Origin of the sequence: Novosphingobium resinovorum, from assembly GCF_001742225.1 — a bacterium.
GTDB classification, from domain to species: Bacteria; Pseudomonadota; Alphaproteobacteria; order Sphingomonadales; family Sphingomonadaceae; genus Novosphingobium; species Novosphingobium resinovorum_A.
Genome location: NZ_CP017077.1, coordinates 241,510 through 256,699 on the forward strand (window position 1 = coordinate 241,510; position 15,190 = coordinate 256,699).

At 61.1% G+C, this 15,190-nt stretch carries 8 protein-coding genes and 6 pseudogenes; 8 read left to right on the plus strand and 6 right to left on the minus strand.

Annotated features, from left to right (window positions below; translation table 11 throughout):
• Positions 1-54: 54 nt before the first annotated feature.
• Entirely contained in the window at positions 55-459 is a 405-nt protein-coding gene (locus BES08_RS34880) for a hypothetical protein (protein ID WP_477529342.1), read from the plus strand.
• Positions 363-1,138, plus strand: a pseudogene (locus BES08_RS32170) (IS3 family transposase); the annotation flags it as partial. The gene BES08_RS34880 and the pseudogene BES08_RS32170, both read left to right, overlap by 97 nt.
• A 213-nt stretch (positions 1,139-1,351) precedes the next feature.
• Here BES08_RS32170 and BES08_RS26170 read toward each other — a convergent pair.
• Positions 1,352-2,645, minus strand: a pseudogene (locus tag BES08_RS26170) (IS110 family RNA-guided transposase).
• A gap of 153 nt (positions 2,646-2,798) precedes the next feature.
• On the opposite strand from BES08_RS26170, the pseudogene BES08_RS26175 reads away from it, so the two are divergent.
• Positions 2,799-3,004 (plus strand): annotated as a pseudogene (locus tag BES08_RS26175) (integrase core domain-containing protein); the annotation flags it as partial.
• Positions 3,005-3,027: 23 nt separating this feature from the next.
• Here the strand turns inward: BES08_RS26175 and BES08_RS26180 are convergent.
• Both BES08_RS26180 and BES08_RS26185 read right to left on the minus strand, forming a co-directional pair.
• Positions 3,028-5,100 (minus strand): recombinase family protein, encoded by a 2,073-nt coding sequence (locus tag BES08_RS26180; RefSeq protein ID WP_069709769.1) that lies wholly within the window; start codon positions 5,098-5,100, stop codon positions 3,028-3,030.
• Complete coding sequence (locus BES08_RS26185) at positions 5,090-5,284, minus strand: hypothetical protein (RefSeq protein ID WP_069709770.1); 195 nt, start codon at positions 5,282-5,284, stop codon at positions 5,090-5,092. Before BES08_RS26185 ends, BES08_RS26180 begins: the two co-directional genes overlap by 11 nt.
• Positions 5,285-5,629: 345 nt before the next feature.
• On the opposite strand from BES08_RS26185, the pseudogene BES08_RS32175 reads away from it, so the two are divergent.
• The 3 genes and pseudogenes from BES08_RS32175 to ltrA form a co-directional block, all read left to right on the plus strand.
• Positions 5,630-5,767 (plus strand): annotated as a pseudogene (locus BES08_RS32175) (IS3 family transposase); the annotation flags it as partial.
• Between the two features lie 48 nt (positions 5,768-5,815).
• Positions 5,816-6,397 (plus strand): UPF0149 family protein, encoded by a 582-nt coding sequence (locus BES08_RS26190; protein WP_069708398.1) that lies wholly within the window; start codon positions 5,816-5,818, stop codon positions 6,395-6,397.
• 1,134 nt (positions 6,398-7,531) lie between these two features.
• Entirely contained in the window at positions 7,532-8,968 is a 1,437-nt protein-coding gene (gene ltrA, locus BES08_RS26195; protein ID WP_231958513.1) for a group II intron reverse transcriptase/maturase, read from the plus strand.
• 121 nt (positions 8,969-9,089) lie between these two features.
• Here ltrA and BES08_RS32185 read toward each other — a convergent pair.
• From BES08_RS32185 to gntA, 3 genes and pseudogenes are all read right to left on the minus strand, one after another.
• A pseudogene (locus tag BES08_RS32185) lies at positions 9,090-10,220 on the minus strand (IS3 family transposase).
• A gap of 1,548 nt (positions 10,221-11,768) precedes the next feature.
• Entirely contained in the window at positions 11,769-12,371 is a 603-nt protein-coding gene (locus BES08_RS26220) for a DUF1989 domain-containing protein (RefSeq protein WP_069710189.1), read from the minus strand.
• A gap of 14 nt (positions 12,372-12,385) precedes the next feature.
• A complete protein-coding gene (gene gntA / locus BES08_RS26225) occupies positions 12,386-13,060 on the minus strand; it encodes a guanitoxin biosynthesis heme-dependent pre-guanitoxin N-hydroxylase GntA (protein WP_036531110.1) in 675 nt (224 codons plus the stop codon).
• 543 nt (positions 13,061-13,603) lie between these two features.
• Here gntA and BES08_RS26230 point away from each other — a divergent pair.
• A complete protein-coding gene (locus BES08_RS26230; RefSeq protein ID WP_036531107.1) occupies positions 13,604-14,161 on the plus strand; it encodes a PRC-barrel domain-containing protein in 558 nt (185 codons plus the stop codon).
• Between the two features lie 158 nt (positions 14,162-14,319).
• Positions 14,320-14,849 (plus strand): annotated as a pseudogene (locus tag BES08_RS26235) (hemerythrin domain-containing protein).
• Positions 14,850-15,190 lie beyond the last annotated feature (341 nt).

The window sequence follows — 15,190 nt, forward strand, 5'->3', positions numbered from 1 at the left end:
GCCGTCACCGGTGCCGGTAACGTCATGACCGTGACGGGCTGATGCGCCGAACTGGTGATTGAAGGCGCCGACAATCTCGTTCGCATCGACCTCGCGCACAAAGGATCAATCCGCATCACCGGTGCAAGCAATCGGGTACGCTGGACCATGCCGGACGGGAGCAAACCCATTGTAAGAGTTACCGCGCCGGCAACAGCGTGTCGCCAGCTAAATAGGACGGTTGCGACGAGATCGCACTTTGATCTGCCCCCCGCTGAGTGGCCGAGAGACTATGATAGTCTGGACCACGAAAGGGACGAAGAATGCCGAGCAAGAAGCACAAGCCGGAAGAGATTATCGGCAAGCTGCGTGAAGTTGAGATCGTGCTGGCGCAGGGGGCATCGACCGCCGAAGCGTGCCGTCGGATCGCGGTCAGCGAACAGACCTACTACCGCTGGCGCAAGGAATATGGCGGGCTGAAAACCGACCAGGCACGGCGGATGAAGGATCTGGAGAAGGAGAACCTGCGGCTACGCCGGGCGATCTCCGACCTCACATTGGACAAGCTGATCCTGCAGGAGGCGGCCAGGGGAAACTTCTGAGCCCCGCGCGGCGGCGACGCTGCATGGATCATGTTCGACGAGAGCTTGCGGTGTCCGAACGACGGATCTGCCGGGTGCTGGGTCAGCATCGATCGACACAGCGCAAGGTCCCGCGCGGGGCAGATGACGAACAGGTGCTGACTGACGACATCATCGCGCTGGCGAAGCAATATGGTCGTTATGGCTATCGCCGGGTGACGGCATTGCTGTGCCACGCCGGGTGGACGGTGAACCATAAGCGGGTCGAGCGGATCTGGCGGCGTGAGGGGCTGAAGGTCCCGCAACGTCAGCCAAAACGTGGCAGGCTCTGGCTCAACAACGACGGATCATGTATCCGCCTGCGGCCGGAGTATCCGGGACATGTGTGGGCCTACGACTTCGTCGAAGGTCGCACGCATGACGGCCGCAAGTTCCGCATCCTGACGATCATCGATGAGGCCAGCAGGGAATGCCTGGCGCTCATCGTCGCGCGACAGCTCAAGCATGAGGATGTGCTGGCTGCCTTGGCGGACCTGTTCATCTCGCGCGGCCCGCCAGCCAATATCCGGTCCGACAACGTCCTGGGTCACGAAGGAAAGCGAGATTTGGTCAACAGATCTCTATGCGCCGACATTGAGCGGCGAGGCATGCATTCTGAGCCAGATGGCTTCCACCGTCAACGGGATCGCTCCCTGCCATAGCAAACACAGGATCCAGCGGCGCCGAAGCGGCCGTGGTCCTCACCGTCCTTAGAACGAGATACGCACCCAGGTGGAAGGCCCGAACATTATCTACAGGGTCGCTTTCGCGCCCTCACGGCACTTGCAGAGAGGGGTCCTTCCACCTGGCATCCGACCGTTCAAGGAACGGTCGGTACTCTGTCCCCGTCTTGATGACGGCATGGGCAACGCGCGCCATCTTGGCGGTGAGCGCCGTCATCGCCTTGCGGCGACGATCGGCATCATCCGCGTGCCCGGCAGTGTATCGTCCGAGCTTGTCGCGGAAACTGTTGTTGCGCTGACGTGCGGCGACCTGGGCAGCCATCCAAAAGGTCCGCCGCAATCGCGCATTACCGTACTTGGACAGCATCGTGCGGCCTCGGAATGTACCGGACTGCCGGGTCGCAAGATCAAGACCGCAGAACTTCAGGAACTGACGGTGATGGCTGAAGCGGCGTAGATCGCCTGCCTCGGCGAGAATGGTCAACGCATTGATGGGCCCAATGCCGGGGATCATGCGCAGGAGCTGATAATCGCGGTTTTCGGCCAGCATGGCATGCGCCGTTCGCTCGATCTCGTCGCGCTGCCGGATCAGGTTGCGTGCTTGGGCGATCACCATGCGGAACATAGCGATCGAGACGGAATCCTCGTCGACAGGTAGCGCCACGGAGGCGCAGGCGGTCTCGTAGATATCGTTGATCAGCCGGGCTTTGGACACCTTGCGGCCGACCAAGTCCCATGCTTCGCGGGAGAAAGTCTCCTGGCCGAGCACAGTCATGCTGGCTGGAGTCGGGAATCGTTCGAGCAGAGCAAGGAACCAGTCGGATCGGCTGTAGCCAGCGAAGCGTTCAATCTCCGGGAAATAGAGCGGCAGGTAGTGGGTCAGGATGCGATGCCATGTCTGCGTCTTAGCCTTGGAGATCGCCTCGTGCGTTTTCGACATCTCCTGCAGGTCGTTGATCCCGGCGGCGAGCAGATCGACGTATCGCTGGGTGGCGCCGATCCGCAGCATGTGCAGGATCACTTGCGCATCCTTGGAATCGTTCTTGTCCCAGCCATTGTGCAGAGCCTCGCGCGTTCGAGCCAAGGCAACGGACGAGATCAAGCGCAACTCGAAGCCGGCGGACAGCAGGCGATGCGCCAGCGTGCGATGGTAGTTACCAGTAGCCTCGAAGCCGACGATGATCGGACGCCCGATGTCGCTAAGGTCCGTTGCCAGGCGATCATAATCTGCCTTTGTCGCCATCACCGTCATGCGACGTCGGCGTCCGCCTTCTGGACGTTCGATCAGGACCTCCTGGCGGTGTTTGGACATATCGATGGCTACCAGCACGGCGTCGGTGGGATTAGAGCTACGCTTGGTCATGGTCGGTCTGTCTCCAAAGGGTTGAGTCGACAACTTCACTTTAGAGACCTGCGGGCCGATCATGACTGCCTTGATGAAGCCTGCGGGCGCTACGCGCCCTTGCCTTCATCAAGGCAGTGCGCCCCTTCGAGGGGCCGCTTCCCAATGTGCTATGGCAGCGAGTTTATCGCGACGGCCGTGCAACAATGGTTGGCCAGGATCGGCGTGAAGACGCTCTACATCGCACCGGGATCACCATGGGAGAATGGCTATAATGAAAGCTTCAACGGGTCGCTTCGCGACGAACTGCTCAATGGCGAGATCTTCTACAGCCCGCTGAGGCCAAGGTGCTGATCGAAGCCTGGCGACGGCATTACAATCCTGCTTCATAACACCCATCTGTCTATGTGGTTGAAGAAAATAGGCTTCGTTGACTGGGATGTGATCCCGTGGGGTATTTTGGATTTTGCCGCGCGCGTTTTGCAAGGTGATGGGCGGCTGATCCGTCGAGTTCAGTGCGACTGAAAATCCATGGTCCTTCTGGCAGAGGGTGGATGCCTTCGATCTCGCAGGCTTCGGCGGCGATCCGGAGGGTTTTAGGAGCCACGCCGACGTGGCGGGCAGCCTGGCTCAGGTTAAGCCACGGCGCGGGGCCGTCGGTGACCGTGCGGAAGACGGGGATCCGGTGATGTGATCGCAGCGCGGTGACCCGCTCGCGAGTCCAGCGGTTGCCGTGTCCCGTCACCAGCCCGTTCCGGTTGAGGATGCCGGCGATCAGATCGTCATTGGCGATGAGAACCAGTTCGCGCACGGCGGCAATGATGTCGGCCGAAGTGCTGTTGCGCTGTCCCTTGCGACGCTTGGGCAGCCGCAAATCGGTGTGGATGCCGCCGACCCAGTGAATCAGTAAAACGATCTCGGATACGTCGTCGTCAATATCGGCGATCACCTCCTGGATGAGGGTGCGCACGATGCGCTTCTTCACACGCGTATCGGAGTGTGGGGCGTTCCACACGGCTTCGAGTTCGCCAGCAAGGTCATCGATATCCTTGAGCGGCGGCAATGGCGGATGCGTTGCCGAGGCGTCGTGCGCGACAATCCGGGCTTCCACATCGCCCACACGCGTGAGGGCGCGGTTCCATCGCGCTTCCAGTTCGGATGCCACCAGTCGGTTCTGCGGATCGGCGGCATCGTATTGCCGAAAAGCTCGGTCGGCTGCGTAGCGTGCCGCCTCGAGATCGCGCATCAACACGTCACGAACCTGATCCCGGCGGCCGGCGGCCTGTGCTTCGGCCTCAACCGAGGCGGCGATCGCTCCGGGTTCAAGGACTTGCAATAGCAATTGCTCGATCGCATCGTCGACCCGTAATCCGCCGAACGCGATGCAGCGCGGCTCGCCGTTGTCGAGCAGTCCCCTCCAACACGAATAGCGTGGGATATCATGCCCGGCGCCGGTGTATCTCACCGTCAGCTTGCGTCCGCACCGTCGGCAACGGATGAGCCCGGCGAGCAGAGCGTCGCCATGCTTGGCGGCTCCATGATGCCGACTAGTGGGAACATTATCGCTCACCATCTTGCGGATATCCTCCGAGCGCTCCCAGCTGACATAGCCTTCATGAGAGCCAGGGATGAGCGCCAGCCACTCATCTCGTGCTTTGCGACGGCTCCTCGATCGCATGGTAGTGCCATCATATCCGGTTGCAGCACGGCTTTTACCATAGGCATAGGCTCCGCCGTAGATCGGGTTCTCGATCATCCGGTGAATGGTAGCATAGCTCGGCCTACGCCACACGACATCGCCGTTGTTGCGCTTTGCGGGCAGATCCAGCCCATGCTCGATGAACCAGAGCAGTGCCTGCCGTGCGCTGCCAAGTTCGCCCACCTTGTCGAAGACAAGGGTAATGGCTTCCTGGATGCGGCGGTCGGGATCCTTCTCGATCCGGTCGCCAGCCTTCACGAAGCCAACCGGGGCGGCAACGATCAGTTCGCCGCGCCGGGCCTTCTCGTAGCGGGCCGAGAGCGAACGCTGGCGCAGGAGATCCAGCTCATACTCGTTGAGGCTGCCCTTCAGGCCGAGCAGCAGCCGGTCATTGCCCTGGCGCGGGGCGTACACGGTCTCCTGGTCGATCAGAACCGTATCGACGACCCGGCACATCTCGATAAGCTGCTGCCAGTCGCGGCTGTTGCGCGCGAAGCGTGAGACTTCTCGCGCCGCGACCGCGCCGACCTTGCCGAGACAGACCTCGGCAACCATCCGATCGAAACCGGCGCGCGTCACGCCGCCTGCCGCGGACCGACCAAGATCGTCATCGACCGTCTCGATTTGCGACCAGCCCAGCGCTGTGAGACGGTCACGCATGGCGTATTGCAGGGCACTGCTCTCTCGGTTGTGGAGGACCTGATGCGCCGAGGACTGCCGCACATACAGGATCGCCTTGCGGTCGAGATGCTGTGGCCCAATCTTCTCACAGATCATCACGCACCTCCCGCTGTTCCATGACGGGATCGTTGACGTGGTCGAGCAGCAGGCGCACGATCAGCGACGTCAATGTCTGGCGCGTCTGCGCTGGCAGCGTGTCCCATCTTGGTGTCGGGGTTATCGCGGAATTGCGGGGACAGGAAAACAGATCGAGCTGCAACACCTTGGACTTGTAAGCCATTGAGACCTCCCGAATGTGAGTCGTGAGGGCTCGATGCTGCGCTCAAAACCGATAATGCCGAAACCGGCTTTGCCGTTCGCAAAAGCTTGGCCAGTGCGCTCAGCGCGCCGACGTCAACCTGGGGCGACGCGCCTATGCGCGTCAGGGCGCAAGCGGCGTGGTCGAACATCCATGCAGGAATCTCGAGCCACCGGTCCGACGTCGCTCCCGTCTTGCTGCAGCGAAGTCTATCCTGACCCGCCCGCACGACCTTCTCATGAACGTGAACACGACACCCTGACCAGGGATGCCAGCGATAAAGAACTTCTCGAACTTCGGTCCCGTGGGCGTTGCGACGCCGCGTTGTACAACACGGTCCGTCCGCACAGCAGCCTGGGTTACCGACCACCGGCCCCGGAAACGGCCTCACCGCCATATCCGGCCTCCGGTTCCGCTTCGCTCCACCTCCGCCCGGATATGGCGGCGGCGACCATAATCCACTAACAATCAACCCGGTCCACTCGACGGGGGCAGGTCAGAAGCGCTGGTAGCATGAGCTTCAAACGTCAAACCGCATCCGGCAGAACGCTCTCATTAGAGCAGCTCGAAATCTGGCTCGATACGCTTGATCCGCCGGTCGCCGGTGTCTCCTCGATCGATGGCTTCCTCGCGGCGTTGGCTGCCGGCCCGTCCATCATCAATCCGGACATATGGCTCAAGAGCATCCTGCGCGAACACGTCCAAAGCGCCCGATCGGCGCCCGCGCGCCGAACGATCCTTAAGCGCTACAACCAGATCTGCATCGAGCTTGCCGAGTGCCCTGAGGTCTATGCGCCGATCTATATGCGGACCGAGGACGGCGAGGTCCTGCTGGAAGACTTTGCCAATGGCTTCTTCACCGCAATGCATCTGGACATGGACGCATGGAAGCCCTTCGTGTCTGATCGAGACTTCGGCCTGCCGCTTGCAGCTATCCTTGGCCAAAGCACGATCATCGATGGCATATCATGGATCGACCAGCTCCAGGATCCTCTCGCAAATCAGGCTCTTGCAGATACCTGGCGGATGATCCCCCAGATCATCTCCTTCATCCATGACCAGTGTGCCTTTGCAAGAACCCTGACCGTACACTGAAGCCTCTCCACATCCCACGTGGGGTCGGTGCAGCGGTTACGCTTGTCTTGCGGTGGCGGTTAAGTGGATGCAATGACTGCATCGGACCTCGAACAGATTTTGATTGCCCGGCTCATTCGGGAAAACGGAGGCACATCGCAAACATGGCGGCGAGCTCTCGGTAAAATCATCGTTCGCGACCCAAAAACCTATCCTCATTGCAATTGGGATGTCGGGGCCAGCGGGACAGATAGGCAGCGTTCGGCCATCGAGCGACTTCTCGATGACGTACGACTTGAACACTCAATCGTCGTTGCCAGCTGAGGGTAGGGCGCACGGGAAGGGCCGGGGCTGGGACAAACCCGCCATCCGGGATAGTGCTGGGGACCGGCAGGTTTCGATTGAAGCGGACGTTCGCGGTTCCACGGCAATCGCCTCCCGGAATGGCCAACCCTGGCCGATGCACGAACCGCTTCGCGGAGGGTGTAATCGGCGCGGTACCTGCATGGATCGAACGTTGCGCTGGGGTTGAGCGTCGCCGGCCTTAGGCAGACCTTGCTGGCTCCTTTCAGTCAAGGAGAGAGGTGGCCTGATTGGTCTGAACAGCGATCGGCGCCTGATAAGTGGATCGTCCGCCGGGTTGCTTTCTTGGATTGCCGATATTGGGCGTCACGCAGGGCGGGCGTAGGTGTGCCGGGCATGGGCACTGGATAGGAGGTGAAAGTCCTTTACGGGGCGAGTTGGTAGCAACCGTAAGTCGAAGACAACTGCACGCAGCGTGCCCATCGTGAGATGCGCAAGGCGCTGATGCCGCGAGGCCGTGTGGGGAGGAAGTCTTAGACGAACCGCAGCACCGAACGCGAGTGAACCCTTGGACAGGCCGATCCGGTCGGGTGAGCGTGCCTACAAACGCGACGCCCAAAATCCAACCGAGACCGGGGCGGTAGTGAGGGCGGCGGCGGCGGCATATCCAGTGTTCTTACCCCGGGAGATCTGTTGGGGTCCGCGTGAGCGGTAGGCGGATAGGAGGAAACGACGACCGCCGATGCCCCTGCAGAAGTCGGATCTCTCCGTAGGAGCGATGAAGCCGGTGAAAGTCGGCTGAGCAAAGGGAGAGATGGGTTGAGAAGGAAAGGACATCATCAATTGAGCTTCGTGTTCGCCGACAGCCCGCGAGGGGGTGGCGATGTCGGAGGTTCGGGCGAACCCGAGCGTCGGTCATGGCTACTGCACACAGCGAAGCACAAAACCATGACAAGTTCTTTCACCCGGGCAGCCGATTCAAATCGGCTGCTGGAGGCGGTAGCGTCCAAGGCAAATCTCGCGCAGGCGCTACTGTCCGTTGTACGCAATAAGGGGGCACCGGGGATCGACGGCCAGACGGTTGAGGAGGCCGAAGCGCAAGCTCCGCATCTGTTGACTGAACTGCGCCGTGTACTGTTGGCGGAACGCTTTTACCCAGGGGATATTCGTCGGGTCTGGATTCCCAAACCCGGTGGAGGTCAGCGCGGTCTGGGCATTCCCAATGTGAGAACGAGGGTGGTTCAACAGGCGGTTCTCCAGATTCTGGAGCCGATATTTGAACCAACCTTCCATCCCAGCAGTCATGGGTTCCGTCATAATCGTGGTGCTCATACGGCAATTGCTGAAGCGACTGAATATCTGGAAGAGGGCTTTCGGACGGTGGTTGATCTGGATCTGGCGCAATTTTTTGACCGGGTTCATCACCAACGCCTGCTGGATCGAATGAGTCAGCGGGTGGCCGACCGGCGGATTCTCAACCTGATACGACGAATGCTGAGGTCGGCCGTGGTGATGCCGGATGGCACACGTATCGAAGTCGTTGAAGGAACTCCGCAAGGCGGCCCGCTTTCGCCATTTCTATCAAACATCGTTCTCGACGAGTTCGATCAGGAGATGGCGCGGCGCGGGCTACGTTTCGTTCGCTACGCCGATGACGCCAACGTCTTTGTGCGCAGTGAGCGCGCCGGGATCCGTGTCATGGCATCTCTTCGGCGTTTTCTGGAGGAGCGATTGCGCCTTCAGGTCAATGTGGAGAAAAGCGACATCAGGAAACCTGAGCAGGTCCACTTCCTCGGCTTTTGCTTCCGCTGTACGGATGGTGTGTCCTCAATCGAGGTCGCGCTGTCCCGCAAAACGAAGCGTCGATTGCTGACGACTATTCGGGAGATGACTCCGCCCAACTGGGGGAGATCGATCATGACCTGTATGGCCGACCTTGGTCGATACCTGAACGGATGGTCGGCATATTACCGCCTCTGCACCGCAGAGGTGGCGTCTGAACTGGGGGTCGTTGACGCCCACGTTCGCCGTCGGCTCAGGGCGATCATCGTGCGTCAAAAGAAGCGTCCGCGCTTCTTGTTCCGGTACCTTTTGTCGCGCGGGGTAAGTCGCAAAGCCGCCGCTGGCACCGCGTATTGCGGAAAAGGGAACTGGGCGAAATCCAATCGACCCGGGATCGTGAGGGCTTACCCTCCTTCATGGTTCCATGGACGACTGATCTCGCTCAAAGCTCGATGGCACGAGCTAAACCCCCCACGGGTCAATGACCAGTTCGTACTGGCACTCTGATATCGACCCAAGGAGCCGGATGCGTGGTCCGCATGTCCGGTTCTGAGAGAGCCGCGGTGGAGTAATCCGCCGCGGCTACTCGACCCCGGCCGGAGAGAGGCCCAATATCGGCGGCCGAATTTTATGCTGCCATCGCCACGGGTAGGTTGTCAAAATATGCCTGGTCGGGGGTCTTGGCGGCGAGGCTCGAATGGGGCCGCCTTGCGTTGTAGAAGCCCAGATAGCGGCCGATCGAAGCCCGCGCTTCGCTGACCGTGCCATAAGCGTGTAGATAAACTTCCTCGTATTTGACGGAACGCCAAAGCCGTTCAACCACGACGTTGTCGCGCCAGGCACCCCGACCGTCAATGCTGATGGCGATTTCCTCGCGCAGGAGCACGCTAGTGAACGCTTGGCTGGCAAACTGGCTGCCCTGGTCGGTGTTGGGGCTTGCCGTAGCGGGCCAGCATTTCCTCCAGCGCCTCGACGCAGAAGTCGGCCTCCATCGTGATCGACACCCGCCAGGCCAGAACCTTGCGGCTGAACCAGTCAACGATCCCCACGAGATAGACGAAGCCCTTGGCCATCGGGATGTAGCTGATGTCGGTTGCCCAGACCTGGTTGGACCGCACGATCGGCAGCTTGCGCAGCAGATAGGGGTAAATCTTGTGTCCCGGTGCCGGCTTCGAGGTGTTCGGACGGCGGTAGAGCGCCTCGGTCGCCATCTTCTTCATCAGCGTCGCGACGTGACAACGACCGATCTCGATGCCCTCCTGCCGCAGCAGGTCGCGTAGCATCCGGCTGCCCGCGAACGGGACCTCCAGATGCAACTCGTCGATCCGCCGCATGATCTTCAGATCGGCCTCCGGAACCGGCCGCGGCAGGTAATAGACGCTGCCCCGGCTGATCCCCAGTTCCCGCGCCTGTCGTACCACGGGCAAGTCGTGCGAGCGGTCGATCATCGTTTTGCGCTCGACAACAGACCGGCCTTCCCGAGCGCGCCGGCCAAAAAATCGTTCGCCAGCGTCAGTTCTCCGATCTTGGCGCGCAGTGTCTTCACGTCCACCGCCGGCTCCGCGGCTTCTGACGCGCTGTCGGCGCGGAAAACTCCCGCGGCCCCATCCAGCAACTGCGTGCGCCACGCAGTAATCTGGTTCGGATGCACGTCGAACAACTGCGCCAGCTCGGCCAGCGTCTTCTCGCCCTTTACGGCGGCCAGCGCCACCTTCGCCTTGAACGCCGGGCTGTGGTTCCGGCGGGGTCGTCTGCTCATCTCGTCTCCTGTCATGCGGCCATCCTGGCCGCCGTCAGGCAGAAAATCCACTTATCACGATGTCCAGATTCCTCAGGCGACCTCTATCGGAAGATGGCGCAGTAAAATCTACAATGGCCATCCGGTCTCGCGCCTTGACCAGACCTGAGTGCTGCTCCAGCGCAGCAGCGCCGGGTCCACGGAAAAGCGAGCGCCATCTAAAGTCGTCTGCGGCATGCCCGAAGAATTACTGGGGGCAGCTGGAATAGCGGTTGGCCGGCGCAGCGGTGACGATTCCAAAAGTGGCTTGGCGGCCGGCGCGGCAAGGGCCGCGAGAGCAATGCCCGCGCTTGAAATCATCATGGCGCGCCGGTCGGGTCGGAAGGAGATCAGGCATGCCTCTAATAATGGCTATGTCGGCTTGCGATTAAATAGTCCTTGGCGACTTTTGCTGGGGCACTTTTGCACTTAAGCGGCAAACCCTTGTAAATACGCGGTCGGCAGTTTGAGACGCCATCTAAATTTCTGGAACAAATTTCCCGCGCTGGCATCTTTTGCTCCTTTCAAACACTGCGTTTGGATTGCAAATCCCGAAAAAGGTCTCGCGAACAGGATGCGAGTGGTGCCAAGGCGCAAGATGTCAGGCCTACCTATGAAACGCCGGGCGTGCATTGTTACGTTGTCGCCCCGTCAGTCACTACAGCTACTGGTGCGGGGCCTTGCTTGGGAACGCCGGTATTTCCGTCCATGACGTCTTGCTGAGCGCCCTCAGCCGCACCCTCCTTCGCCGCGTCGGCAACCGAGTTTTCGAACATTCGCTTGAGAACCCAGCCTACGGCGAAGGTGACAGACGCCGTCACTACCGCGCGAACCGCGGTTTCCTTCAGCGACCGAACGAACTGCTTACGCTGAAGCCGCCCCGGCTGACCCGCGACTACGTCTGCTAGCTTCTCCCTGGTTCGCATCGGACCGTCCCTTAAATTGTTGCATGATCATCGGATAACGCCCAATCGCAGCTCTGGATGCGCTAAATTGATCGCCGGACCTACGATGCAGCGTCTAGGACACCCGCTGACAGATTAGCCGCAGGCGACTTCAACCGCATCAGCGTCGCGGAAAGCCTGAATGACCGCATCGCTTTCATCCTCGTTCATATCCACCGAGACGACAAGCTGGCCTTCGTATACCGCGCCAGAGGCATCGGGCGTTTCCCGGTTTTATCCGCCCGCGACGTCCGCCCCGGCAGGCTCGTCGCCAGCGCTGTTTTTGGTCCCGGCGGGCTCGATGAAGATGTCGGTCCGTTCTATGCCATATTCCTGAACGAGGTGCTCGACTGCAAGCTCGACTTCCCGGCAGCCGGGAAACAGTGCCTTGATGGTGGTGGACGTGCATCTACTCCATTTACAGGTATTGAGAGCGCAAGGGCACTGGCATAGTTCCCGGGGCAGCTCGTAATCGAACTCGCTGATTCCATCGATGTCACCTGGGCGAGGACTTCTACCCGCGCATCGGCAACGCGCTGTTCCTGATCTCGATGAGCTAGGGCGGAACCGGCCCCGGCCTGCCGGTTTAAACCGGGGCCGGCGCCGGTTGTATGGCGTAATGGATCGGCTTGAACGACCCGCCGTTCGATGCATAGGCCGAGCAGGCGGTCAGCCCGATCACGCAGTCCTCGGCGGCGCGCAGGCGGATCAGGTCGCCCGCGACGCTGGTGGGGGGGATCACCGAGATGCGCCCCGTATCCTGCTCCACCGGCACGTTCATGAACAGGTTGAACGCAGTGGGGATCGCGTCCTCCTCGATCCCGTAGGGCGAGAGCGCTGCGGCGAGGTTGCCGAAGCATCCGCGATGGACCGGCTTGTCGGGATAGAAGTGCCGGAACGTCGCCTCGCTGCAGGGGGTCAGCAGGAAGTCGTGACGGCCGACGGTGTCCTCGACGATCTCCAGCAGCACCCGCGAGCGGTTTGACCAGAGCCGGTTACCGGTGGTGAGCGTGATGGTCTCCTCATAGTCGAACGTGCGCCCGTTCGAGATGACCTCGCGCACATCGTGTGCCGCGAAGGCGAGCAGGTCGGCGACCTGGCAACCCTGCGGGTCGGTTACGGTGAGTATCTCGCCCGCGCCGAGCAGGAAGGCGGCGCCGCTGCGCGGGCCGATCACTTTGGGCTCCATCACTTTCGCATCGCTCATACACGCGGGTCCCTGAACGGGCAGCCCCAGTCCGGCTCGACCGCGCGGCCGCTGTACTGGCGCGCCTCGCTCGCCTCGCCGTGGCGCGCTAGCATCGGATTGAGCGAGCCGGCAATGGCGAGGTCACGGTCGAGGATGCGCTCGCGCATGCGCTCGTAGCGGCCTTCGGCGCGTAGTTTCTCGAACTGTTGGTGCAGGTTGAACACCAGCACCGGGCGCGTGAAACGTCGCGCGGGCCGCGAGGCATTGGGGTGCAGGCCGACGACGAAGAACGCGCTACCACCGAAGCTGAGCGAGAAGTGCGGGTCCTCGGGATCGGCGCTCACCGCATCGTCGTAGGGCTGGCCGAGCCAGGCGTCCTTGTCCGCGAAGGACTGGATGCGCTCCCACATCGCGTGTTCGAACGCGCGCTCGGTGAGGTCGTCGGGGCCTTCGAAGACGACGGCCAGGCTGCGCAGTCCTTCCGGGTCGCCCTTATAGTCCTGGCTCCACTGCAGCAGCTCCCGGTGGATCACCACGTCGTTCCAGGCGCTGGTCAGGTCGCGCGCCGCGACGACCTTGAGCGAACCCTTGGCCAGCGCCGACTTTGCCCCCACGCAAGGGAACGCGGGGTCGCGAACGAACGCTGTGAATTCTTCCTCCAGGTTCCGGAGCGAGGGGTCGGCCATCATGCATTTCTCTCCATCGCGGATGTAAACGAATGACGGCCGAAAAGGTGTCCACCCCTCGTCGCGGGATCGAAGAACCTGCGGTGCTCGCTGCTTGGAAAGGGCAATGAAAAGGTGATGCCCTGCACGTACTGATTCGAAGGCGGCCCGCTGATCGCCATGTCGATCCAGTGTGCCCTGCGGGCGCCACCAGCTTTCATATCGTCGAAAACGAACCGATGCGGTAATTCCGCCAGGTTCGGTGCTCGCCAAGCCCTTTGCCAACGACGACCCGGAGCGGGCATTCCGCAAGGCGCTGACGGCCTGAGGAGGCCAGTCGGCCGCCGGCCTTCACGATGCACTGAGAACACCTTCATGGTGGCCGCGCCCTCGACTGAACCAGGGAGGGCAACTGGGTTACGGTCCTGCCTTCCATCGCGGCATGCTCCGCGATGAAATCTCTTCTCCCTTCGGCACCAAGAGCAGCGCTTCGCGTTCCTCGGTTCTATCCGACTAAGGAGTTGCCGCTTGGAAAACGTCGCCAGTTGGATTGCGCCCGCTGCCACGATGATCGCCGCCCTGATGACCGGAGCCAATCTCGGTACACGGGTCACAGGGTGGGGCTTCGTCGTCTTCACTATAGGGTCAATCGCATGGTCGGTCGTTGGCCTGACGACGGAGCAGACCAATTTACTGGCTACCAATGGCTTTCTGACCCTTGTCAACCTGATCGGTATCTGGCGCTGGCTGGGCAAGCAGCGGGCGTACGAGGATGGCGGTAGGTCAGCCACCGAAGCAAGTCGGCGCTCCGCCTATCCCACACTGTTTACCGCGACGGGAATGGCCGGCATGCCTGTTACGACGACCGGTGGCGAGCCGATCGGCAAGGCGGTCGAAGCGCTCGTTAAGTGTGAGGACGGCAGCGTTAGTTACGTCGTGGTGGCCTCCGACGGTGTCGGCGGTATCGGCGAGGAACTTCGTGCCGTTGAACGAACGCAGATCGACTTCGCTTGCGACCAGCTAAAGCTGCGGCGCTCTCGCCATTGGTTCGAAAGCCTGCCGCCTCTCTCTGACGGAGAATGGCCCGCGGCACCCGCAGAGATGGCGCAGCGCGACCGTCGCTGAACGCTTTTCATCGTTTAGGAGTGCCTGCCTTTGCGCGTGCACGGAGTAGGTCACCGCCAAGCCATTTGAGAGTGATCCGCAACAGGAGCGAAAGTCTGGATCGCCGGCTATCGCGGGAGGCAGGCTACCTGCCGAAAGATAACAGCTAAGGAAAAACCATGACCAAGAAAGCGCAGGATGCGATCGCTTTGCTCAAGGCCGACCACCGTACTGTTGAGGAACTGTTCGAGAAATTTGAGAGCGCCAAGGCTCCGACCAAGCAGGCGACGCTTGCGAAGCAGATTTGCACGAGTTGATTATTCACACAATGATCGAGGAAGAAATCTTCTATCCTGCCCTCAAGGGTAAGATCGAGGACGACATGTACGACGAGGCGCATGTCGAGCATGATGGTGCCAAGCTGCTGATTAGCCAGATCCTGGCCGGAGAGCCTGGCCAAGATTTCTGGGAAGCCAAGGTGACCGTTCTGTCCGAGGAAATCAAACATCACGTCCATGAAGAAGAAATGCCCAAGGAGGGGATGTTCGCGCAGGCGCGCGCGGCGGACGTGGATGTGGATGCACTCGGCGCTCAAATGGCCGAGCGAAAGGCCGAACTACAAGCCCAGTTCGAAGCCGACGGTCTGCCAACGCCGACAACGCGGACTCTCAGCCTGGTGGAAGTCGAACTTGGCGCGCCTGTCGCCTAAAACCGGGGACCAAAAGGCCACGCCTTCGTACCGAGAAAACCGGGTCCATGTGCCCAGAATGTAGGCCTTCGATTACAAGATCATCCCGGTAAGGCCTGCGGCTCCCTAAAAAGGGTGCGTTGCGATGCGACGCGCCCTTTTCATCCACGTGGCAGCCAGCTCACGTCAGCTAAGAGTGATTCTAAGTCGGACGCATAAGCCTTCGGGGCGAAAATCAAATTCGGCCCCACAACCCTCGCCGCGAAGGGCGCATGAGATCATCCGCGAGCCGAAACCTTTTTGGTCGGGGGAGGCCGCCTTCGGCCCGCCAGTCTCGAGCCATCTGATTTTCAGGAATTCGA